Origin of the sequence: Stutzerimonas decontaminans, assembly GCF_000661915.1 — a bacterium.
In the GTDB taxonomy this organism is placed as follows: domain Bacteria; phylum Pseudomonadota; class Gammaproteobacteria; order Pseudomonadales; family Pseudomonadaceae; genus Stutzerimonas; species Stutzerimonas decontaminans.
The window spans coordinates 2,078,900-2,101,397 of the sequence record NZ_CP007509.1; the positions used below are offsets into that span (position 1 = coordinate 2,078,900).

At 57.9% G+C, this 22,498-nt stretch carries 20 protein-coding genes and 1 pseudogene; 12 read left to right on the forward strand and 9 right to left on the reverse strand.

What is annotated here, in order from left to right; translation table 11 throughout:
* Positions 1-5: 5 nt before the first annotated feature.
* Positions 6-2,111, reverse strand: a complete 2,106-nt coding sequence (locus tag UIB01_RS09740) for a UvrD-helicase domain-containing protein (RefSeq protein WP_155268707.1) — start codon at positions 2,109-2,111, stop codon at positions 6-8.
* A 365-nt stretch (positions 2,112-2,476) separates the two neighbouring features.
* Here UIB01_RS09740 and UIB01_RS09745 point away from each other — a divergent pair, with 365 nt between their 5' ends.
* The 3 genes from UIB01_RS09745 (at position 2,477) to UIB01_RS09755 (ending at position 4,695) form a co-directional block, all read left to right on the forward strand.
* On the forward strand, positions 2,477-3,220 hold the full coding sequence (locus UIB01_RS09745) for a hypothetical protein (RefSeq protein ID WP_155268708.1): 744 nt from the start codon (positions 2,477-2,479) through the stop codon (positions 3,218-3,220).
* 66 nt (positions 3,221-3,286) lie between these two features.
* Positions 3,287-3,982, forward strand: coding sequence for a hypothetical protein (locus tag UIB01_RS09750; RefSeq protein WP_038659500.1), 696 nt, complete (start codon positions 3,287-3,289; stop codon positions 3,980-3,982).
* 41 nt (positions 3,983-4,023) lie between these two features.
* Complete coding sequence (locus UIB01_RS09755) at positions 4,024-4,695, forward strand: hypothetical protein (protein WP_038659503.1); 672 nt, start codon at positions 4,024-4,026, stop codon at positions 4,693-4,695.
* Positions 4,696-4,903: 208 nt separating this feature from the next.
* Here UIB01_RS09755 and UIB01_RS09760 read toward each other — a convergent pair whose 3' ends face one another.
* The 4 genes from UIB01_RS09760 to UIB01_RS09780 all read right to left on the reverse strand — a co-directional run bounded on the left by UIB01_RS09760 (position 4,904) and on the right by UIB01_RS09780 (position 9,731).
* Positions 4,904-5,641, reverse strand: coding sequence for a hypothetical protein (locus tag UIB01_RS09760; protein WP_051605064.1), 738 nt, complete (start codon positions 5,639-5,641; stop codon positions 4,904-4,906).
* Positions 5,638-6,675 (reverse strand): helix-turn-helix transcriptional regulator, encoded by a 1,038-nt coding sequence (locus UIB01_RS09765; protein WP_038659506.1) that lies wholly within the window; start codon positions 6,673-6,675, stop codon positions 5,638-5,640. Before UIB01_RS09765 ends, UIB01_RS09760 begins: the two co-directional genes overlap by 4 nt.
* A 132-nt stretch (positions 6,676-6,807) precedes the next feature.
* The gene (locus UIB01_RS09770) at positions 6,808-7,062 is read right to left on the reverse strand and encodes a hypothetical protein (RefSeq protein ID WP_038659509.1); all 255 of its coding nucleotides are present in this window, start codon (positions 7,060-7,062) and stop codon (positions 6,808-6,810) included.
* A gap of 512 nt (positions 7,063-7,574) precedes the next feature.
* The gene (locus UIB01_RS09780) at positions 7,575-9,731 is read right to left on the reverse strand and encodes an AAA family ATPase (protein ID WP_051605065.1); all 2,157 of its coding nucleotides are present in this window, start codon (positions 9,729-9,731) and stop codon (positions 7,575-7,577) included.
* Positions 9,732-10,092: 361 nt separating this feature from the next.
* Between UIB01_RS09780 and UIB01_RS09785 the strand changes: the two genes are divergently transcribed.
* From UIB01_RS09785 to UIB01_RS09805, 6 genes are all read left to right on the forward strand, one after another.
* Complete coding sequence (locus tag UIB01_RS09785) at positions 10,093-10,374, forward strand: hypothetical protein (protein WP_155268709.1); 282 nt, start codon at positions 10,093-10,095, stop codon at positions 10,372-10,374.
* A gap of 329 nt (positions 10,375-10,703) precedes the next feature.
* Positions 10,704-11,501 carry an AraC family transcriptional regulator gene (locus UIB01_RS09790; RefSeq protein WP_038659518.1) on the forward strand — a complete coding sequence of 266 codons (798 nt, stop codon included), beginning with the start codon at positions 10,704-10,706 and terminating at the stop codon, positions 11,499-11,501.
* A gap of 441 nt (positions 11,502-11,942) precedes the next feature.
* A complete protein-coding gene (locus tag UIB01_RS09795; protein WP_038659521.1) occupies positions 11,943-13,439 on the forward strand; it encodes a radical SAM/SPASM domain-containing protein in 1,497 nt (498 codons plus the stop codon).
* Between the two features lie 9 nt (positions 13,440-13,448).
* Positions 13,449-14,183 carry a 2OG-Fe dioxygenase family protein gene (locus UIB01_RS09800; protein WP_080695075.1) on the forward strand — a complete coding sequence of 245 codons (735 nt, stop codon included), beginning with the start codon at positions 13,449-13,451 and terminating at the stop codon, positions 14,181-14,183.
* Positions 14,184-14,924: an AzlC family ABC transporter permease gene (locus tag UIB01_RS22735; RefSeq protein WP_080695076.1), complete on the forward strand. Its 741-nt coding sequence runs from the start codon at positions 14,184-14,186 to the stop codon at positions 14,922-14,924.
* Positions 14,921-15,223: a hypothetical protein gene (locus UIB01_RS09805; RefSeq protein WP_038659526.1), complete on the forward strand. Its 303-nt coding sequence runs from the start codon at positions 14,921-14,923 to the stop codon at positions 15,221-15,223. Before UIB01_RS22735 ends, UIB01_RS09805 begins: the two co-directional genes overlap by 4 nt.
* A 469-nt stretch (positions 15,224-15,692) precedes the next feature.
* Here the strand turns inward: UIB01_RS09805 and UIB01_RS09815 are convergent, their stop codons facing one another.
* Together UIB01_RS09815 and UIB01_RS09820 are read right to left on the reverse strand one after the other, a co-directional pair.
* Entirely contained in the window at positions 15,693-16,607 is a 915-nt protein-coding gene (locus UIB01_RS09815) for a hypothetical protein (protein WP_038659533.1), read from the reverse strand.
* Between the two features lie 334 nt (positions 16,608-16,941).
* Positions 16,942-17,766, reverse strand: coding sequence for a helix-turn-helix transcriptional regulator (locus UIB01_RS09820; protein ID WP_051605067.1), 825 nt, complete (start codon positions 17,764-17,766; stop codon positions 16,942-16,944).
* Positions 17,767-17,864: 98 nt separating this feature from the next.
* On the opposite strand from UIB01_RS09820, the gene UIB01_RS09825 reads away from it, so the two are divergent.
* The gene (locus UIB01_RS09825) at positions 17,865-19,439 is read left to right on the forward strand and encodes an MFS transporter (RefSeq protein WP_230585304.1); all 1,575 of its coding nucleotides are present in this window, start codon (positions 17,865-17,867) and stop codon (positions 19,437-19,439) included.
* 76 nt (positions 19,440-19,515) lie between these two features.
* Positions 19,516-20,310: an APH(3')-II family aminoglycoside O-phosphotransferase gene (locus tag UIB01_RS09830; protein ID WP_038659539.1), complete on the forward strand. Its 795-nt coding sequence runs from the start codon at positions 19,516-19,518 to the stop codon at positions 20,308-20,310.
* Positions 20,311-20,421: 111 nt separating this feature from the next.
* On the opposite strand, the gene UIB01_RS09835 is transcribed toward UIB01_RS09830, so the two are convergent.
* The gene (locus tag UIB01_RS09835) at positions 20,422-20,769 is read right to left on the reverse strand and encodes a MerR family transcriptional regulator (protein WP_038659542.1); all 348 of its coding nucleotides are present in this window, start codon (positions 20,767-20,769) and stop codon (positions 20,422-20,424) included.
* Positions 20,770-20,843: 74 nt separating this feature from the next.
* Between UIB01_RS09835 and UIB01_RS09840 the strand changes: the two genes are divergently transcribed.
* Complete coding sequence (locus UIB01_RS09840; RefSeq protein ID WP_038659548.1) at positions 20,844-21,680, forward strand: aminotransferase class IV family protein; 837 nt, start codon at positions 20,844-20,846, stop codon at positions 21,678-21,680.
* Positions 21,681-21,874: 194 nt separating this feature from the next.
* Here UIB01_RS09840 and UIB01_RS22740 read toward each other — a convergent pair.
* Positions 21,875-22,180: pseudogene (locus UIB01_RS22740) on the reverse strand (HipA N-terminal domain-containing protein); the annotation flags it as partial.
* Positions 22,181-22,498 lie beyond the last annotated feature (318 nt).

Below are 22,498 nucleotides of genomic sequence, written 5' to 3' on the forward strand. Positions count from 1 at the left end.
CCTTCTCAAGCACCTTTTCGTTTGTAGGGTTTGAAATCAGCCGTTCCCGCCAAACTCACACCTAACCAGATGCGGCTGCTTCGCCAAGGCTCGGGAATCGACTCTTCGCCCCGGGGTGGCACCGTGATCGTGACGACGTCGGAAATTCGCAGATTGAAGAGTCTGTTTGGGAGAGTGAACATTTTTGCCCACAGCAGATTCAGCAGATCTGAAGTCAACTGCATGGTAGTGCGCCCTATCAGCAGCGAGCTTCCGTCATCCTCCAAGAGATGGATGTCATAACGAGTGTCAATGGCCTTTTTGGCCTCGGTCCTTCGCAATTCAACCTTGCGACCACGAAGTGTCGTCCCATGCTGCAAAAGCTCTGTCTGGACTCGATTCGCCGCCTCCTCAGTGCCAAGCACATCGACCGATACGAAAGAGGCGGGATCGATGTCTCCTGGCAGCCCCGACTGCATATTGACCATCACGCTCCAAGAAACGTAGCGCCTACGGTTGTCTCGCATCTCCCGCTCATAGGGTGGGCGCCAAATGCAGTCTGCCTCCAGTCGGCTTAAGGTTTGGCTGGCTCTTGTAATTCCGACAAAGCCAATGTTCGCTTCTTCCACTGGGTCGTCCAATTCATCGTTCCCATCCGAAGAGTACGTGCCCAGCAGCGCGACATGGTCGAACTCCATCCCCTTGGCCTGATGAACAGTAGTGACATACACCGCCGCCTCCAGAACATCCTGACGATCTTCTGGAAACGCATCCGGCCAGGAAAGCCGATCACGCAGGGCTGCCACATCAATGGCAGAATCCGTGTCTGCGCCGCCGCTTGCCCTTAGAAGGCGTTGCCAAGCAATTTCTTTGGTAGGCAGGTGCAGCTGCTTCAAACTCGCCGGGCTTAGACGGCTGGACGTGCTGGAATACACTGCCGCGAATATTGTGGCAGTCAATTTCCGCACCCTAAGAGGGCCCAGCAGGGCCCCCACCCAAGCCGGTATCGTGTGGGTCTGCCCGGCCAGCTGCAGTTTTACGGGTACTGGAGGTGTATTCTGCTTGTTTCCGATCAGCATCTGCGCCAGCCGGATTGCCTCGCCATTGGTTCGCATCAGCACTGCGATCGAGCCAGGGGGCAGCTGCGCAAGCCAGTCAGGCCCGATCTTTTCTCCCGACTTGCTCACCGATAGAGATGCCAGATGGTTCCTGACGGCATCCAACTTCTGGTCACCATCCAGGCGGCTGTCTCGCAGCACTTCACGCAGCTCCTCTGCCTGGCTTGCAAGGGGCTCGATCGAGCGATGATTTCGCGTCAGCTCGACTTCCTTCAGGCCTTCTGAAAAGAAGCGCTTTAGCTCCAGCCATGGGTCCTCGGCGGGCAAACTACCGGTTGCCCTGGCCGCAAAACGATAAATGGCCTGCGCCGGATCACCCAGAACGGTGAACCCCACTTGAGCACAGCTGCCATCGTTGAGACGACGCAACAGAGCCAGGACCATGTCAGACCGGACGCCTGGAAGGTCCTGAAACTCGTCAACGATTACATGGCGTATCGATCTAAGTCGCTCATGAACCTGCAAGGCATTTTCGTCGTTCAGGAGGTCTGTCAAGCTGGCGATGTTTGCGTCATAGGTATTCTGCAGCAGGCTTCTCGGTTCGGCACCGTTCTGTCGCAGTACACGAAATGCCCATGCATCAAATGTTCGGATTGCGAGATGCCGTAGATCTTCAACGATGCCTTCTCCTAGCAAATCCAAACCGCCCAGGCGTCGGGCCAATGTGGCGACTGCACTGCGAGAGAAACTGAGTACGAGGATCTGTGCCGGATGTACGCCTTGACGCAGCAGGTGTACTAATCGAAGTGCGGAAACTTGGGTTTTGCCTGTCCCTGGTCCGGCGTTAACCAGCATCCATTGACTGATTGCTGCCCCAACAACTTCTTCTTGTTCTCGATCTAGCATCACTTGCACTTCCCTGACTGCGTTTGGTTCTTTGTCTGCCGCAAAACTCGACAAGGTTCGGACCCGGCCAGGCGTCGCAAGATCGTTTGCAACGCCGAGGTTAGCTTCTTTGTTTACCGTCGCTGTAACCTTTGCATTCCATACCCAGCGGTGTAAACCGAAAGTCAAACTGGAAATCCAGATTCGAACGGGGAAGCGCTCTCGTTCTTGGCGATTGCCCCGGCCCGTCAATAATGCGGTATACGACCGAAACGTGCTGCATGGTGATATCTCTTCGCTAACAAGACGTCCCGTTTTTCCATGCGGGAGCTATGTCTCCGACCGGCTTCGTTCAGCGCCCCCAGGGGCACCTGCCTGCGCTGCGGTAACAGGACGGGGCTCAGGTAGTGATCGCAAACCAGATGACTTCGTTTCGCATCATGCGACTGTGGAATCTTCATGTATGATATCAATATGATCTCACGGCAGTGGGGCTATTAATGGAGTCTGCAGTGAGCGGGCAAGGGAAGGCTGGATACTTGGGATGCACGGATATGCACACGACGCGTGACCAAGACCTCGCCGAAGCCTACACCAAGGTTCTTACAACCTTCGATCTGTCACGATTCCGTCCCGTGGACACCGGCCTGGCCGGGATCTTCCTGCCTTCGGCCCCCGTCGGTCCAGTGAAGCTGATGATCGTAGGACAGGAGACGCGAGGCTGGCTGGGCAGCTTCGCGAAGGTATATGACACTCCGCTGCAGGAGTACGTCGCGGCTTCGATGGCTCGTCACCGTGATCTGCTCGCAGGACCGCCCAGAGGCTCGCGGTTCGCGCAATTCCATCGCGAGGCGCAGCGGAAACTGAGAACTGTCGAGGGCTCGGTTGCGTGGCACAACCTGTTCTCCATCAGTTTCAAGGAAAGGTCGCCGATCGCCAGCAAGGCGATGGGCCTGATAGCCGAAGTGTCAAAGCAGTTACTAGTGAAGCAGATCCAGCTGCTGCAGCCGCGAGCCATTCTCTTTGTTACCGGTGCGGGATATGACCGGTACCTCAAGGCATGCTTCGACGGCCGCATCCAGGACAGTTGCGTCGTCGAGCCCCGGCGGCTCTGGCGGTTCCGCATGGGCGACACCCTTTGCCTGAGGACGACTCATCCCCGGTTTGCCACCGGCAATCCCCATCGCGTGCAGGCACTGCAGGAAGTCGCGGATGAACTGGCGTGTCCCCGCTCCCCGGCATCCAATGCCCATAGTCCCCAGGGCTGCGTCAGCCGGACGATGTCGGCGCTACTGTGAGCTAGACCAAGGGGGCCGCGGGAATTGCCCGCGTGCCCAGTCGCAATCATTATTTTGGAGATCGGGATGCTGCATGCGATCAGCAGGAAAAAGACCTGTCTGCATCACCGGTACCTCGGGCACAGGGAGGAGGGTGAACGTCGCGTGATGGAGGAGGACGAACTCACCGCCATCCTGATGGGACCCCTGGCTTTCTTCCCTGCATCGGCGGTTTCGGCACTGTGGCGGGAGATCATCGGGACTCAAACGGATTGGCCGGAAGGCGAACCCGTGCGGGCCGGTGTCGAGTTCTGGCCTTCGCGGGTCCATTCAGGGCGCCGAATTGAACCCGATCTGCTGGTTTCGCTGCATTGGCGTGACGGTACTCGCCGGCTTCTGCTCGTCGAGTTCAAATGGCGCGCACCGTTGAGCGGGGAGCGGCAACTCCATAGACAGTGGCTGGATTTCCTGTGCGATGAAGAACGCGAGACAGCCCTTCACCTGTTCATCGCGCCGGAGGTTAGCCAGGGGCTGGGTGCGCTGGCCGAGGAAGATGTCTGGGGTCACCGGCTACTGCTCCGAACCTGGCAGGACATCCTGAACAGCGCCGAGACTTTCAAGGGCGCTGGGCAATCGCCGCTCGCCGAATGGGCAGTACAGATCGAGAAGGTCCTCGGCCTGCTGGGAATCTCCGCATTCGGCGGCTTCCTGCGGCTGGGTCGTCCCTCGCTGCCGGAGCCTCGCAGCGCCGCCTTCTGGCATGGCACCGATATCGAATACTGACCCCGGCGACTTTCTCGAATGGATGAATTACAGGCATAACTATGGATATTGGCAAGGCGATCACCGACAGTGCAACGTTTCTCGCGGGCGTATATCGAGAGAGCGGCAATCTTTCAAACCTCCTCAAGCAGCAGATCAGTGCAGCGCTCCTGGATCCCGAATTGAAGGGGCTATTCCGGTCAACGGGGCCATGGATCGGTGCGTTCGAGGAAGATCCCACTCGCTGCATGTACTACTCGCTTGGTGCGTCCCTGCCCCTGACGCGCAAAGGTAAACGCGTTACGGATTGCGCCCTCTTTTTCCAGATCAGTCTTGCCGGCGAGGGCATGGCAGCAGTCGGCTGCTCCGAACCGCTGCTACACATCGGGCTCTGGGATGAGCCGATCAGCTTCACCAACAATTACTATATGGGCTTTCCCCTCTTCAGCGAAGACGAGGTCGCCCCCGAGATCGATGGCGAGGTTCTGATGCGCTGGCAGGGCAACCCGCCCGCTGGGCTTTGGCTGTATAGCCTAAGGTTGGCAGCGGTAAATACACCGGACGACATTCAACGCAAGGTGGTCGAGCCGGTAAGGGCCCTTCTGGCCGGGCAGTCCGTTGAGGTGGCGTTGCCGGCCTCATTGAGCGGAGTTGTTCGCTATCGCGCGCTGGCAGAAGACAATGGCAACTACTCGATCAGTTTTCTCGGTGACTCCAGCGCTCGACCTTGCTGAGTTGTCGGGGCCATCGTGGATGCGCTTGGGTTCGCCAGCCGCTGCGGCGACCTGCGGACCCTTTAGCCGGGTTCGCTTTCTTCGCGAGACCCCGGCCAAGCGGGTTGGCAGTTAACAACCTGCGCCTCCGCTTCATCGTGGCCACGTATATGGTCGCGGATACAATGCGATCGAATCGCGCCGCCGTTTGGATGGTGCGATTCGTAAATTAGATTTCGTCACAGTCGTTCACTGCCAACTGGCATGCATCCCAGCATGTCCAAACTTCGTCAGTCACTTCGCGTGAACGCTGTCCCTGACCGCGAGGCTGGGAAAAGAATGCCAGGCCGTTCTTCAGTGGAACCGGCTCTCCTCGATCGCTAAGGCTGTCGTGCCCGATCCCGAAGGTGGGGCTAAAGCAGCTGATGGAGTCTGCCAACGATCGACTGATCGACAGCCTGTCGTCAAAGGACTCTTGAGAAGCGAGGAGCATGCCTCGCACGATGGCCAAGTCAATCTGGGTGCTCTCGAACCAGAGGGCGGCACTTCGATAGGCTGCTATCCAGGCGATACTGGAGTCCTGAATCAGTGTGTTTATCGTTGCTCCAAGCGGCTTGTGTCGCGGGCCTGCCGAGAAACACGAGCCAAGCATGACACCGGTAATATTGGCCTTTCTGGACCCGACATTGCAGCTGACGAGGATATCCAGTATGCGAGCACCGGATACCCGGCTCCCATCTCCGTGGCCGGCCACGTAAACGATCGCTTCGTCGTAATGGTGAGATGTGAGCTCATCAAACGCGACTCGAAAGCTGTGCAGATCGTAGTAGCGCGAATGAACGATGTCGACATCGCTGAATTGCTTTGCCATGCCTTCAAAAAACGGCAGAACGGAAGAGCGGTTTCGATCGCCATCATCGAGGTTCCACGGACCTTCCATTATTAGCACTGCACTTCTATAGCTCATGATGACTCCCTTGTTGATCCTTCGGTTTCCGCAGATTGAAGTTTCAGCGCTTCTTGCAGGCGCTGTGTGATCGCTTCTTTTAGTAAATACGGCTTGTCGATACGAATCGATCCGGCATGCGACAGGATCCACCACCGAAGCTCCCAGCTGTCGGCTACGGTAGCCGTCAGCGTCGCGCCTTCCGGCAGTGGCGAGATCTCCATATCCTGTGAAAGAGGCGTCTCGCGCATGAGCCGCGCCAGACCCTCGCTGACCCATGCTTCGAGCCGGATTGAGATACCGTTGCCGAACTGCATGGCACCACTCTCTATGTAGCGCTGCAGATTGAAATCCGGTGGGCGAGTGGCTGGGTGTTCAATCGCAACGGCCGCCTGGATCCGGTGGAGGACGAACCGCCGGACATCTTCGAAGGGTTCGGCAATTGCGATCAGGTAGGTGACCTGCCCGCGCTGAACCAGTCCGAGCGGGCTGAGCGTCAGGTCGAAGGTCTGGTCCTTGTGAGCCGCGTAGTAGCGGCATCTAATCTGCAGATCGTTCAGCAGTGCGTCCTGTACCTGCTCAAGAACGTCCTTGTCGATTACGGGTGCAAGCAGTGAAAGGGCAGGCTGGACGCTGGCGACCTTATCCGCCCAGCGTGCCGATGCGCTTTCTGCACTGAGAGATTCGAGCTTGCGATGTGCCTGCTCGAACTTGGGCTCAAGGACAGCGAGCAGGTTGGCTGGGACCAGCGGACGAATACTGCCTTCGACGAGCCGCATCGTCAGTGCATCGCAGATCGAGAGGCCTGGCAACTCGGCGGTCGAACCTGGGGTCCAATACCAGCCGAAGGGCGTTCCCTTGCTGTTGCACTGCAGGGGAAACAGCCTTGAGAGTTCGACGAGGTCGCGCTCGACAGTACGCTTGCTGGTCGGGTGGCCGGCCTGTTCCAGACCTTTCTGAAGATCGGCTGCAGTAACACCCGGCGCCCTGACGGGCAGGATCTTCAGCAGCTCCCACTGGCGAGCCAGGGTCGAGCGGGTAGAGCTGGCGGGCACGTATCCCACTCCTTGGCGTCATCATTCCTTGATGGCGTTTTACCATTATTTGAGCAGGCGCGTCACCAGACGGCTTGCATCCGACGCGTCTATATCAGCGTTCAGGCCCGTGTCTGATTTCAAGGCGTTGACCTAAAGGGTAAGGCTGGAAATCCATGCTTCACGTGTTTCGCGAAGCCGCTGGCGATTGTGGAAGATGAAGCGACCCAGCGCAGCAGCGGCTTCCCAGAGTCCGGTCAGATCTCTACCAGGGACAACCTGGTTCTGTAGCGTCTCGCCGAGAGCAGAGCCGTTGACCTGGATGGCTTCACACTCAATACCGTTTCGGCTCGCATCGTCTAGCAGGTGACGCGCCCATTCCGCGTTCACCTCGTCGATGAGCTCCATATGGAGCGGTACCGATGGCTGGGCGGAAGGCAAAGGGCACGAGCCGCCCCCAAGGACCGGAGGCAGGGGAGGGCTCCGCACATCACGGGCATGCTTGCCTTGGCAGGAACTCCAGGTCTCGCAACCGACGGCCGACAGTGCCTTTACAAGCAACGCTATTCGAGGATCCAGCACCGTAAGCGGTATCCTGGGGCGAAACCGGTTTCGCCCGAAGCGATCGCCTCCGGTGCAAGCCGGAAGCTCGACGCACGACTCGACATGCCGACCTTCGAACAATGCATCCATATCGGTTGTACTCAGTGGCTGGTCCGGCACGCGGAGACGGAACGGCAGTGTGTCCACTGGCCAGGGTGTAAGAGCACTATCCAGTCCCAAGCGCCTCAGGCAGGTCTGAAGGACACGTGCATCGCCCGGCAGGACCATCTCGTTTGTTAGGAGAATCGTGCTCCGCTGCGTCTCAACGAGAAACCCGCGGTTAAGAAGTGCTTCGGATAACAATGCCATGGCCGTGCTCAATGGACGAAGCCGATTGGCTGGGCGCTGCGCGCCTGCTTCATCGACGCCTCGGCAAGGACCGCCTCGATCATGTCGCTTGCGGACCTGAACGGCTTGAAGCGAGCGCGCCTGGATACCGCAGCGAAATCGCCGGGGGTGACTGTCGTGTGTCTAAGCAGTCGGGCCAGCGACAGCGTTGCCGGGCGCCGCAGTTCCATCTCCGCAAGGTGCTGGTCGAGAAGGGCGGAGATCTGCTCCGGCTTCAGGTAGCCGAAATGGATCTTCAGGTCGAAACGTCGCATCGCTGCCGGGTCCAGGTTGTCCATGAGATTGGTCGAGGCGATGAACAGGCCCCGGTAGCTTTCCATCTGCGTGAGCATTTCATTGACCGCACTGACTTCCCAGCTATGACGGGCCGTCCGCCGGTCCTGTAGGAACGTATCTACCTCATCGAGAAGCAGAACGGCGCCATCCCGGCTCGCCGTTTCGAAAGCCTCGGCGAAATTGCGCTCGGTCATACCGACGTAGGGCGACACGAGATCGGATGCCCGGCGGCTGTGCAGCGGTTGACCCAGCTCTCTGGCGATCCACCGTCCGAATGCCGTCTTTCCGGTGCCTGATGGCCCGTAGAAGCACAGGCGCGCTTCCCTGTGTTGGCGAATGCCTTCGACCAGCTCTTGAAGCCCTTGGTCCGCGTTGACCAGATCGGGGCTGTAGAAAGCGGGGAGGTTTTCGTAACCATGAGAGGCCAATGACGGAAAGCCTTGGGCAACCAGCGTTGCGTCGACCAGTCGCTCGACCGATGGGCCAAGATCGTCGACGTGGGGCGAAGTCGTTTCTGCCACCGCGATTGCTCGGGTGATAACCGCAGGGGTGAGCTGTTCATGTTCGGCAAGGCGCGTGGCAACCGGTTCGTTTACACGTCCGCCGCTAGCGACCTCAATAAGATGGCGGCGCTGCGCCCGCGGCGGATTGTCGAGATTCAGGACGATGTCGAAGCGCCGAATGTACGCGTTGTCGAGCGCATCGATTCTGTTGGTCAGCCAGAAGCAGGGGATCGGATTCTCTTCCAGCATACGGTTGGTCCAGCCTTTGTGCCGTGGGCGCTCCCCAAGCACTGCGGCCAAGCCGTCGGTTGCACTGAACAGGTCTTCAATCTCGTCCATCACCAATAGTGCGCGGCGCGAGGCCAGGACGGATGTTGCCGAGCGCAATGCGGATAGTCGTCCTGGCCCGTCGATGGGATCGCCGTTCTGGTCAGTACAACTGATCTCGAAGAGTTCGGCATTCAGGCTAGAGGCGATCAGGCGTGTAAGCTCGCTCTTGCCCGTCCCCGGTGGACCGTACAGCAGAACGTTCACACCGCCTAGATTGCGTTCGAGGGCAACGCTCAGGTGCTCCTCAGTCATCTTCAGCATCGGCGCCACGTGGCGGTAATCGTCACGAACCATCCTTGGGGTGGGCGCAAATCGAAAGGCACCAGCGAACAGCCCAATTAGGTCGCCCTGGTGATGGCAGAGCTGGAATGCAAGATCAGTGCTTTCGGTCTGCAGAACGCTTCCCAGATCCTCCCGGTGCGACCAGCGACCGAAGGTATCGATCAGCCCCGCTCTCAGCAGTGTTCCAGAGCGAGCCAGGTTGTCGCGAACCCGGTCCTGCGGAAACTCCAGCAGGTTAGCTAGCACCCTCAGCATCCGGTTGAAGCTGACCGGCCCGATGAACCGGCTGCACTCGTGCAGGAGCGTATCGCTCGAAAGCAGCGCACTGAATGCAAGGATCCTACGGTCTACCTCGTCCAATCCGACCAGGTTGCCGAGCGTTTCCACATTGCTGCGCAAGGGTTCTGGCAGTACCAAGCCGGGAAAGCGTTTTAGATGAGCCCGGCGTTCTTCGCGAAGCTGGAGCAAGACGCGCCTATAAAAGCTTGTACTTGGTTCGTCGCCGTTTCTGCGAGTTCGGCGGCGCATGACAGGCTCGCCGTCCTCTTCCTCACTGCAGCCATCGAGAACAAGCACTCCGAGGCACTCCGCAATGTCATTGTCCCTGAATCCCTCGCCGGTAACGAACTCGGCACAGCCGCCCATGTCCAGCAGCAGCGCATACATCCACCGCACAACGACCGGTGGGGTTTCGTGCGTCAAGCCGATAGAAGAAATTGCACTGGAATGGGACATCGTTACCTCCTGTGATCAATGGAGGTAGAGTCGCGTAGCGGTGCGACGGAATACGTCGCGATCATTCGTCCCAGCTTCGCCCTGTAGCTCAGGAGTCATGCGATGAAGAGGGATAAAAACGCTTTGGGGAATAAAGCAGGTGCTTGAAAGACTTGGCTTTTGCGCGCATGCGTCGCGCTTGTCCTGATCACGTGACCTAGGTCACGCAATCGTATTCGATGCCTGGGACCATCAATGGCAACGGGATGCCGGGGGTGCTCACGCCCGCTGCCCGCTACGTACGAATGGCGAGCATTACAACCTGACGGAGGCAATGTGGAACCCCAGGCCCGGGCACACCCGCTTGCAGCGGCACGTCGACATGCTTCTGGCGGTTGAGCGCAAGCCGCATGCGATCGTACCGGTGGCAGTCGATCCCAATGCGAAGCCGAACGGGGGCGCAAAGGGTTGGCTTCCGCTCGTTCTGCATGGCTACGTCGAGGTTAAAGATGATGGGGAAGGTCTGGTTCTGTACAGACCGGGCAATCATGCTTGGTGCGAGATGATGCAGACCTACCGCATCGTCGCTGTACCGGGTGTCGTAGGGTGGCGGACGAGCTCGCTACGTTCATTTAGTGTGATGAACAACAACGCTTTCCCATGATCCAGCACCATCGGCGGCGTCCTTCTACCTTCCGGGTGGCGCTTCGGCAACCGCACAATTGATTTACAGAAGACTCAAGGGTTTAGCTGATTCCCTTGAATATGGTAGCTATCAAGAGAAGGGTGCTTAGGGCCGAGGGTGACGAGAAAAGCCGTTGCTCGCTTAGCCTTGCTCCAACGCAATGGAGGTCTCGCTACGCGACGAAAAGAGCGCCCGAGGCTTATGCTGCACTTGTGCATGAGCGTCGGATTGGGTTTTGCTTCCGGCGTTTCTAACAAACGGAGCGCCGTGGCGAGGTCACGTTGCTCTACAAGCGAAGGAAGGAACTGATGGCCGGCGAGGACTGGGCGGTACGAGCGCCACAAACCAGATTGGAGCGCATGGAAGCTTACTTTAGTGGTTTCGGTTTTGAGCCTCACCGCCACGACACTTATGCAGTAGGACGGACGCTTGCAGGAGTCCATAGCTTCCGCTATCGAGACGGCATGAAGCACAGCCTGCCGGGCGGGACGATCGTAATTCACCCTGATGAATTGCACGACGGCGAGGCTGGAGGCATCGATGGATTTCACTATCGGATTCTCTACATCGAGCCCGCTCTGTTACAGAAGGCGCTTGGCGGAACGACGTTGCCGTTCGTACCAGATGGGATTTCACGAGATCCGCGCCTTTACGCAGCTACGCAGACGTTAATGCAAGAAATGGACTGCGTAATCGAGCCGCTTGAGGAAGAGGACGCCATCTACGATCTTGCCCAGGCGCTTGCTGCCGTTTCGGGCATTAGAAAACGTCGGCGGACTTTAAACTACACGGCTGCTGAGCGTGCTCGTGAATTCATTCACAGCGCCTTGGACTCGGTCATATCGCTAGATCAGCTCGAAGCGGCCAGTGGTCGGGATCGTTGGAGTCTTTCCCGTGATTTCAGGGCGCTGTATGGAACGAGTCCTTACCGGTATCTGACAATGCGGCGTTTGGACCAAGTCAGACGACAGCTACTGGCGGGGCAGCCGTTGATCGACGCTGCGTTGAGCCTTGGCTTTGCCGATCAGAGCCACATGACCCGCCATTTCAAGAAAGCTTACGGAATCTCTCCGGCGCGGTGGCTCGAAATGCTACGCCGTTGCTGAGCTCGATGTTTCCCAAAGCTGCACGATCGTTCAAGACCCCCAAAATACCCTCTCTCTAGACTCGTTCTCGCAGTGCGCGCTGGTAAAGCACCGCGGCTGCGGCTCTAGGTCGGCTGCTTCGTTCGGCCTGGCGCGTGGTCACTCACGGAGTATCTGAAGGGGCTCCCGAATCCATCGGCCCCGAAGAAAAAGAGAGGAATCTTAATGAGCACAAACCATATCTCGACAATCGGCGGAACAGTTGGCGGCACCGTTGGTGGCACTGTAGGTGGCACGGTGGGCGGAACAGTTGGCGGGACGGTCGGTGGTACCGTTGGCGGCACCTTTGCCGTAGGCGGAATGCAGTTGAGCCACCGACTGACGAAGTGACCGTCATTGGCGGCGCCGGTTTTGGCGTCGCCTTTCCAGACCTATGGTCATCGCGCCTACGGAGAGTGCAAGTTGAACCTGCCCGATACCGAATCTTATATTCTTTCTGCCGACGTTGTTCAAAACCGAGTTGGTGATCGCTTCGCGACCTACCATCGCCTCTTAGGTGGATTGTTCTTTCTGGATCGCTGCGGCCAAGACCTATTAGAGGCTTACCGCGAACCGAAGCCTGTCCGCACCGCGCTTCTTTCCGGCGAAGCGCGGACGAGGGAGGAAGAATTGACCCAGCAGCTGATAGCTCGGCATATCCTCGTGCCGGTTCGCGCTCGGCATTCTCATGGCGAAGCCGCGCCGCTGGAAAAAAAGGTCAACATTATTCAGCTGATCCTTGCGAATGCCTGCAACTTTGGCTGTACCTATTGCTTTGAAGGCGTTCAGGGCAAGGAGATGTCCGCGGAAGATGAGTACAACAAGGTTGATACGTCGCGGCTGATCGCGCGTGAAGGGATCAAAGTAAATATCGAGGACTCAATTTATGCCTCGAAAGAACGCTTTGACCATCAGTACGACCCAAAGAATCGTTCGATGAAGCCAGCCGACGGTATCGCTTACGTCGAATCCGCACTTGAGGTAGCCCGCTCCGAAGGTGTTCGAGAAGTGATGCTTCAGTTCTTTGGGGGTGAGCCTCTGCTCAATTGGCGCACGATTCACGCTGTTCTTGAGCGCTTCGGGAACGGTGAAAGCGAAGGAGTAAAGATCAATTATTCCACCGTTACAAACGGTTCCTTGATCACGGAAGAAGTGGCGGAAACGTTTGCGAAGTATCAGGTTGCTGTATGCGTCAGCTTTGATTCGCCAACAAGTCCAAGTAGGCCGCTCAAAAACGGCGACGACAGCACGCCCGTAGTGATGCAGGGTCTTCGGACACTTCACAAATTTGAGAATCGGGTGGCTATCAATGCTGCGCTGACCTCTGCGACGTGGGACGACTTCAATAATTCAATTGTGGACCTCGCCGTCGATGTAGGCGCACGAGAGATCGGTGTCGTGGTCGATTTCGACCCTACCTTTTATTCCGACTACGGAGCGCAGCGTATTGTCGATCGCCTCTGGCAAGTCGTCGAGTACGGCAGGACGCGCGGAGTGGTATTGACCGGCTATTGGCATCAAATTTTCCAGGTCATGCTGGGTTTCGATAGCGTCTCTTATCGGGGATTCAAGAACTGCTCTGCTAAAGGCGCCCAGTTCAGTATTGAGCCGAATGGTTCGGTGTTCGCATGTAAGGCGGGGTCAACGCTACTCGGCGACATCAGGGATGGGACCCAAATTTTAGATTCAAGTCCGTACCTGAAGCATGCCGAACTTCGCAGAAATAATCCCGCTTTCTGCCGCGGATGTGAAATTGAAGGGTTCTGTGGCGGACTCTGTTTGGGCCCGTTGGAAAAGAAGTTTGCATCAGTTGATGCCGTCGAACCATCTGCGTGCGAGTTTTACCGGGGCATTACTCGTAAGCACATCGACTCGCTTCAGCCATACGAAATTGCGACCTTTGATCTTCAGCCAGCTTGAGAGGAAAGAATGAATAACACTATGGCTAAACTCGGTGTGGTTACTTCTGTAAGCCAGTTTTCAGAACACGGTTATTGTGTAATTGATATGCCGGTCATGCCTGCGTCATTTCAGGCGTCGTTTGCGAACTTGCCGCGCGATAGCCATAGTCCCGGTCGACTTCGACAAATTCGGCTTTCTCAGTACATGGGGTTCTGGGATGAGGATGCGTGGATATTCGCATTACTGCCCCAGCGCAAATATATTCAGTCCGCCAGATACATAAAGTTGGCGGAGGCAGGAGGGGTGCCGCGGCATCGTGAGCAGCTCGAAGTGAATCCAGCTCCTCTCGTTGCCTGTGTGCTCAATGCGCTGCCTATCAACCGGAAAGATATGTTTCAGATAAACGTAAATCAGATCCGGGTAGTGGCCAACGAACTGTTCCGTGGCGTTACCGTACCTGAAGGTCCGCACAGAGACGGTCATGAGTACAGCGTAATTGCAGTGGCGCGCCGAGCGAATGTCAACGGGGGTGAGACACAGGTCATTGATCCGACCTCAAAAAAAGTCGTGTTCAGGCAGACGCTGAATGAGAATGAGGCCATTGTCATCGACGATGAACGATATATTCACTATGCAACTGATATTGAGCCTGCTGAAGGTGAAGCGGGTTTCCGTGATATCTGGGTTATTGAAATCAATCGTTGGGAGAATCGCGCGTACGGAAGGGCTCATGAAAGATTGGCAATGTCGGTTGACGTGTGAATGAGATACATCCTGCGTGTGCTTAATAGGCCTGCCAGGTCTCAGGAGGCGGGACCATGTGTTGCCGTGCTCCGTCGGGTAGCTCCAACAGCGCTGGCGATCGTTCCGGTAAGCATGCTGTTTGGTGTGCTTGCCGCACGTGCTGACTGGACTGTTCTAGAAGTGCTTGCCATTAGTCTGCTAGGGTTCTCCGGAAGCGGGCAGTTTGCGCTTTTGCCGCTTGCTGAGGCTGACGCTGGTTTTCTTACGATGCTGCTGGTAACCGCGTCTATAAACAGCCGTTACCTTCCAATTGCCTACGCGTCAGCGAGGCGTCTTCCAACGGCAATCACTCATCGGGCGGTTACTGCCCATATGTTGGGTGACGAAGCCTATGCGACAGAGCAAGAGTCGGACAGTTGGCGAACGATACTTTTCATACGAGCAGTGATCTTTGCCACTTGGGCGGGTTCTGGGGCAGTCGGAGCTATGCTGGGGCAATTCATTCCGTACGATTGGATTGGGGAAGGGGTTAATCTCGGCTTTCCTGCAAGCGTTGTACTTATGTATTTGTCCGTAAGCCAGTTACGGTCCAGACTGTGGCTTTCACGGAACGACTCGCGAGATCGTTCTAGCTTACTTTTCGTCGCTGGGCTGTGTGCGGGCGCGGCTTTTTTTTTGATAAATCTAGTAGGCCCGCTTTACTTTTGGATACCAAGCATATTATTTGCATCGGTACTGTTAGGGCGTGCAAGGATATGAGCCAGTCGACAACCATTGCTATTGCTGCGCTGTTTTTCACGAGTTGTCTTGTGCGTATTCTTCCGGTTTTTGTCAGGTTTCAGTTCGGCGGAGCGAGTCAACGGTATCTTGAGCGGGTACTCCCTGCTGCTGTGTTTATTAATTTTGCCGTCTACATTATTTACACAGAAGCACTCCGAGAACCTGCAGCTGCCCTGATTTCACTTGGCGTAGTCGCAGGCATTGCTGCGCTAAACTTCTTTGGACTGATTACCGTTGCTGGGATCGGGACTGTTCTTTATTACGTGCTGGTGGCTTGAAAAAGTTTCAGCACCAATGTCTGGGGGTTTGCAATCGACGAGGAGCCTACAGCGCTTTCTTTTAAGATTGACGAAGTAAAGGACGGGGGGCTGCTAGGCGGTCAGGGTGCCAGAATGATTGGTCACCTAGCCGCGATGCACTCCTCTGTTGCATTGTATGCCTAAGGCCAACTATGAACACCAGATCAACTTGTGCTCGGCCCGAAACAGATCCGTATCGCACTGGCGATTTTGCTTCATCACACGCCGGGTTCCATGGATTCGGCGCTCTCTCAGCTGCCTGGATCGGCCGTGAATACAGCTGATCCCGTTCCCCTTCGTTGGGTTGGCCGTGCGCAAATATTCGTCGACGGTCGGTAACTGTTTCCAGATCTCGCCCCGTTGGTGGTCGAGGTAGGCGAGTACCAAGACTTTCATTACATAGGCCGCGCGTTGCCCACTACAGAGATCGCAAACAGGATCTGGAGAATTATGGAGCGGCTCCATGCTGATGGTGCGACTGCTCCTCGCCAACCGCCCCGTTGCTACCATTGCGGGGCGCAGCGCGAGTGTCGGCCCTATCGTTTGCCGCCGGCTCGATGAACAACAACGCTTTCCCATGATCCAGCACCATCGGCGGCGTCCGCCCACCTTCCGGCCGGCGCTTCGGAGACATGTAGAGGAACACCGTCTCCGGTAACGCCTGGCTGATCTTTCTCGCCAGTTCGATTGACTGAATGGGATCGGCACCCAGGCAGCCAACGTCGAACGATGGGTATTGGATCTCGTGTCCCGCAAGAAAGCCGTAGGCAGCGCTACCGTCACCTATGAAGGTGGGCGTCGGCTTCGGACCTACGGTCTGCGTCTTGTACACGTGGTAGGACACCCCACAGTTCTTTCCGTCCAACTCGAAGTCCAGTCTTGTTTCCAGGAATGGGTAGAACAGGGCCAACCGCTCCTGGTGGGCTTTTTCTACGTGGTAGGCAATGCCTTCGGCGTTCAGCGACGTTTCGATTGCGTCCAGGACGAGCTTCGACAGGACGAGAGCAGCCTGGTCCTTGTCCTTGGCCTGCTCTTCGGGGATCCAGGCCAGAAGAGCATTGCGGTCCATTTGCGCGGGCGGGGAGAACACGAAGCTCAGCAAGCCGAGTCCCACTGCATCGCCCATGGCAAGGTCCAGTCCGTTGACGGACTCGAAGGAGAGTGCGCTGGTAGTGATGTCTAGCAGGCCACTGACACCCGCCCCAGGTACCTTGTTGGCGGGATAGTCCTCTGCCTTGGACAAACCGGCTGCCTTGGCGACGTTCAATGCGCGGCTCGCGCTGGGGTCGTAGGCGCGGGGCTGGGTTGCGCAGCCGCCGAGAAGTAACGCCACCGCCAGCGTGAGTGCAGGTGTACGGATCATGGATGTCCCTATCATGAGCGCTTGAAAGGGGAGATAGGGTAGGTTGATGGCTACGTGCCATCAAGTGCGCTTTTGGCGCAGGGTCACCCTTTAACGCCACGTGGGCCGTGTGATAGCCGGATCCACAGCCCGTGCGCTCACCGTTGATTGCGTACACGACGCCCGGGAAGGCAGCGCTGGCTTCGACATCCTTTTAGTGAGCGAAGATTACGGTGCCGATTGAGCGTCAGGTGACGTGACTACTTTTCGCGGACTCACCGATGCGGTGCCGATGGTCCCGCGAACCAGCACGGCGCGCTGCGGCAGGGTGGAGGGGATCAGCAAGATCGCTTCTTTATCCCGTAGCACTTGGCATCACAATCTCGGGCGCTTGAGCTGGAAGGTACACAACCATCCTGAGGTGCCGATATTCATCCACGGTCAGGGTTTCGTGATGAAACCTGTGCAGTGCGCCCCCTACGTCCACAACGGAACTCACGCCACGCTGCGCGATTGCGCCTCCGGGTTCTATCCATGCGCGGCGAAAGCTCGGCGAAAGCGATTGGAGCGTTTCGATGATCTCGAGCATCGCTGGATCTTCGGGGGCAGTGGCTACGTCATACTTGAACTGTGCCACGAGCCCCGGGGTGTCATTATCCCATGCTGGCAATCGTCGGCGCATGTCGGGGGCGGCAAACGCCAGATACAGCAGGTTGCGATCCCGCAATTCTCTGGAACCGAGCTGAAAAAGGTCATCTGCTGCCGCGTTCCACGCGATGACGTCCCATCGAAGGTTCTGCACATAGGTCGGCCTGGGCAGTTCGTCCAGCACCTGCTGTATCCCCGCCGAAACTGATGCGGGCTGGCGCGCTTCGGGTGATGGTGGTCTGCGATGTGCAAGAAGGAACAAATGATTGCACTCGGCGTCGTCCAGTTTGAGTGCATAGGCGATGCCCAGAAGAAACTTCTCCGATACCTGGATATCACGCCCCTGTTCAAACCATGTGTACCAAGACAGACCGACGCCCGCGAGGGCGGCGACTTCTTCCCGCCGCAGTCCTGGCGTTCGGCGGCGCCCGGTAGAGGGTAGTCCGACGTCCGCCGGGGACAGCTTCTGTCGATGGTGCAGGAGAAACCCGGATAGCTCCTTGCGCGTGCGTCTAAGGCTTCGATCAGTCATGACTGTTGTTCCGGACAATAGGATAACTAGCCAAATTGTAATGGGCTAATCGTGCCCCGATGATGTCGCTTCCGCAACTTGAACATGGCGAGGGCACGATGAGTATTTCCCTGGAATCCAGATCTCCTGAAGCTCGATCCGTTGTATCCACGGCTGCGGGCGGCAAACGAGCCGGACCTCGCGCCTGGGCTGGGCTGGCATTGCTGTCGCTGCCTACGATCATGCTGGGTCTGGACTTAACGCTGTTGCATCTGGCACTGCCCGCGCTTGCGCTTGATCTCAAACCGACCAGCGTGCAGGCGCTTTGGATCATGGACGCGTACGGCTTCTTCATCGCGGGCTTCCTGATCACGATGGGAACGCTGGGTGATCGTATCGGACGGCGCAAGATGCTGTTGATCGGTTCGGTAGCCTTCGCCCTGGCTTCCGTGTTCGCCGCGTTTTCAACCAGCGCCACCATGCTGATCATGGCGCGCGCTGCCCTTGGGGTGGCTGGGGCAACGCTGATGCCTTCAACGCTTGCGCTGATCAGCAATCTATTTGCAGATCCGCGTCAGCGGGCGCTTGGCATAGGCATCTGGGCAACGATGTGGGGCGTTGGGTCAGCATTGGGACCGGTAGTCGGCGGGCTTATGCTTGAGTGGTTCTGGTGGGGGGCTGCGTTCCTGCTGGTGGTACCCGCCGTGTTTCTGCTGGTGCTGCTCGGGCCGTTCGTCTTGCCTGAATATCGTTCTGCCGAGGCCGAGCGAGTGGATCTTGTGAGCGTCCTGCTGTCCCTGGCTGCGACGTTGCCATTCGTCTATGGAGTCAAGCAGATCGCGAAGGAAGGCCTTGTTCTGGACGCCAGCTCGGCAATCATCGTCGGGTTACTGTTTGCGTGGCTCTTTGTGAGACGTCAGCGCCTACTCTCAGACCCTCTGCTTGATCTGTCTCTGTTTTCCAATCGGGCGTTCTCCGCTGCGCTCGCTGTGTTGCTGTTCGGACTGGTCGCGGTTGGCGGCACCATGCTGCTTGTTGCCCAGTATCTGCAGCTTGTCGTCGGATACTCGCCCTCGGATGCCGGCCTTTGGATGGGACTCGCTGCGCTGGCGATGATCATCGGTGGCATCGGCGCTCCGCTCCTGGCCAGGGTGATACGTCCCGGCTTTGTCGTTGCTGGAGCCTTGGCGTTGTCGGCGGTGGGTTATCTCCTGCTCGCGCAGGTGACGGACACGAGCATGGGCGTTCTGTTGGCTGTTGTTTCGCTTGCCTTGGCCTACTTGGGAAATGGAACTATCGCGGCGCTGGGCACAGATCTGGCGGTTGGCGCCGCACCTGCAGGGAAAGCGGGATCGGCCTCGGCGATGACCGAGATGGTGCAGGACCTCGGGATATCGTTCGGCATCGCATTGCTCGGCAGTATCGGTGGGGCCATTTATCAACGCACCATCACCCCTTTGCTTGCCGGCGATCTGTCGGCAGGTGCACGGGAGGCGGTGGCAGACAGCCTTTGGGCTGCTTCTGCGAGCGCTTCAGAGGTGTCGCCTGACCTGATTGCTCATGCGCAAGCTGCTTTCGTGGCCGGTCTTCAGGGCGCTGCCTTATTCAGTGCCGCGAGCGTTGGCGCCTTGGCGGTGATTTCAGCAGTTGCGCTGCGGCATCTGCGCTCAAACGGCGGAGATGCCGATCATTAGCCGTTCGGTGCTTCCGCCGCATATTAGCGGCCGATACTCAAGGGATTATCGATTCGACAATGTTGAGGTAGATGCCATGAATGACAAGGCAAGCCTGATTGAACAGTTGCCGGTTGCCTGGAGGAGCCAGTTAGCTGGTTACCACTGGGCTTTGCAGGACCAGGGGTGTTCAGGCGCTGCGGTGTTTCGGCTTACCGCGTCCGGCCAACCATCACTGTTCGTAAAATCCGAGCCAAGTGATCCGCTCTGTGAGCTGCTGGACGAAGCGGTGCGCCTACGTTGGTTGGAACGCACGGGTATCCCCTGTGCGCGAGCCATCGATGCACTTAGCGAGGCCGGAAGGGACTGGCTACTTTTGGGTGAGGTACCGGGAGAGGATTTGCTGTCGTCATCTCTCGACCCTGAAAGGAAAGTAACGATCATGGCTGACGTCGTTCGCATGCTCCACACGCTCGATCCGTCCACATGCCCATTCGATCATCGGGCAGAACTCCGGATCCACCGCGCGCAGGCCCGAATGGATGCCGGACTTGTGGATGACGACGATTTCGATGATGACCATCGTGGGCTTTCTTCAGGGGAGTTGCTTTCCAGGCTGCATGAGCAAAGGCCAGCGGTCGAGGATCTGGTTGTCACCCATGGCGATGCATGTCTACCCAACGTCATGGTTGAAGGGGGCCGTTTCTCGGGCTTGATCGACTGTGGCCGACTAGGTGTAGCTGACCGATACCAGGACCTGGCGCTGACCTGCCGCGATATCGCCGAGGAGTTGGGAGAGGAGTGGGTTCCGCCGTTTCTGGAGCGCTACGGGATCGAAGTCCTCGATTTGGCTCGTGCGCGGTTCTATCGGCTGCTGGATGAATTCTACTAGAGCGGCGGCAATGCGCATCCTGACCTTGCTCGCCCGCCGCGCAAACGAAAGAATACATCGCAGCCAATCTCGAGAAAGGATGCTCCTGACCGATTAGTTCATCCAGACCGCTTACTGCACTTCCAGCAGAAACCTCTCCAGCACCTTGCGACTTTGCATGAGCGTTTCGGTTTTCTGATCGATCAGCGCGATCTGCTCGGTCAACGTGGAGCGGAGCTCTTCGCACGGCTCCAACAGATGACCTTCGCCTCGGATGCACGGCAGAAACTGCTTGATCGTCGCGAGTGTCATGCCTGCGGCGCCGAGCAGTTTGATTCGCTCGACCGTTTGCTCTTCGCGAGGCCCATACACCCGAAAGCCGTTCTGGGTGCGTTGCGGCTTGAGGAGACCTTCCTCTTCGTAGTACCGCAGCATTCGAATGCTCACCGCGCATCGCCTGGATAGTTCACCGATCTTCATGTTGGGCTTGACTCTGACAGTGCTGTCATATTTTACACTCGGTGCTCCCAATCAAAAACCGAGGGGCACTTGCCATGAAATCACTTTCAGAAACCTATCCGATTCTTCTCAACGAAGGGCCTGCAAGCGTGCGTGACCTGGCGCCGCTCGCGTTTTCAGGGTTCGCCCACTTCACCGCTTTGCAGGTGCGGGGGCGTCGGATCAAGGCTCTAGATCTGCATATGGCACGCTTGAGGAATGCCTCGATCGACCTGTTCGGTCGAGCGCCATCCTACGATACCGTTGCTCGCAGCATCCGACGGGCGATCGAGGATGGCCCGCCGGATCAGTCGCTCACCGTAACGGCGTACTCACCGGAGGGCGAATTCTCCGCGGGGAGCAGCGACACCGAGCCGAGCTTATTGGTTCGTACTGGACCGCCGTCAAATGGTCCCAGGGGACCGCTTCGGTTGAGCGTGGTCGAGCACGAGCGATACTTGCCGACCATCAAGCACGTCGGTGAAGGTGCAAAAACCCACTATCTACGACAAGCGGTGGCGCAGGGCTTCGACGATGCGGCTTTTGTAGACCGTCATGGTCGCTTGGGCGAGGCGACCATCTGGAATCTTGCCTTCTGGGATGGCCACTCCGTGGTCTGGCCGCGAGCGCAAGTACTGGTCGGGACGATGATGGGGATGATCCAGCGCCAACTGAACGTGCTCGGCATCGCGCAACGGCATGAGGATATCTTCGTCCGCGACGTGGCGAACTTCGCTGGCGCGGTCGTCATGAATTCCTGGACGCCGGGTGTCGCTGTCACCGCCTTCGGCTCGGTCGGCGTTCCGCAAGCGCCAGCCTTTCTTGATGCCCTTCGGGCCGCCTTCGAGTCCGAATGTGCTTTGGAAGTAGCGGAATTCGGCGACGTACGCTGACAAGTGCCGCACCGGTTGAAGAACGGCCATCGGCACCGGTCGACCGGCCCTGCACCCGGCAGGGCCTTTTTTGCGTTACTCCGGGATGCGACGGCTCCAGAGCTCTGCCGGATCCGCCGCGACAGCGCCTCGTCGGACAGGGGATGGGTGGCGTGAGGCCCTTGGGAGGTGCCTTGCGCAAGGAGCGTCACCGAGCCTGCAGACTCGGCGCCGTAGTGCGCCAGCAGTGCGAAGGCATCGTGGGCATCGAGGTGGGCCGAACCGGCCAACAGGGTTCGCTGGCCTTCCTCGGGCAGCAGATTGTCGAAGTACCACTGCACCGGGCGGCTAGTGGCGCCATCGCGTTGCAGCCCTTCGACCAATGGAATGCCTGGGCAAAGCGGATAAGCATCCGGGTGGGCCAGCCATTGCCTGGAATACTCGAACGCCCACAAGCCGTTTGCTTCGTGAAGCGTGCCGACGAATTGGTCGTTTATCCAGGCCTCGAGCGTACGCGACATCAGTTCGCCTCACTCCGGCGCGTCTCGAGCTTTTTCGTCTCGGCCTCGTGCAGGGCTCTGGCTTGCTCCGGTATCTCGGCGGTGAGGCGTATGCCCAACTGGTCCAGCACCTGAAACAGCTTGCTCCATTGCACCGAGTCGTCGCCGTGCTCGACCTTGCCCAGGAAGTTTCCGCTGACGCCTATCGTGCCTGCGGTATCGTCCTGTCCTGGCGCAGTCCAAGTGCCTGGCGCGTAGCGCGCACGAGAGGGCCTATGTCCGATTCAGAATCGAGTCTAACCTTCATTATCAATCCTCACGATCGTAAGGATAAACGAC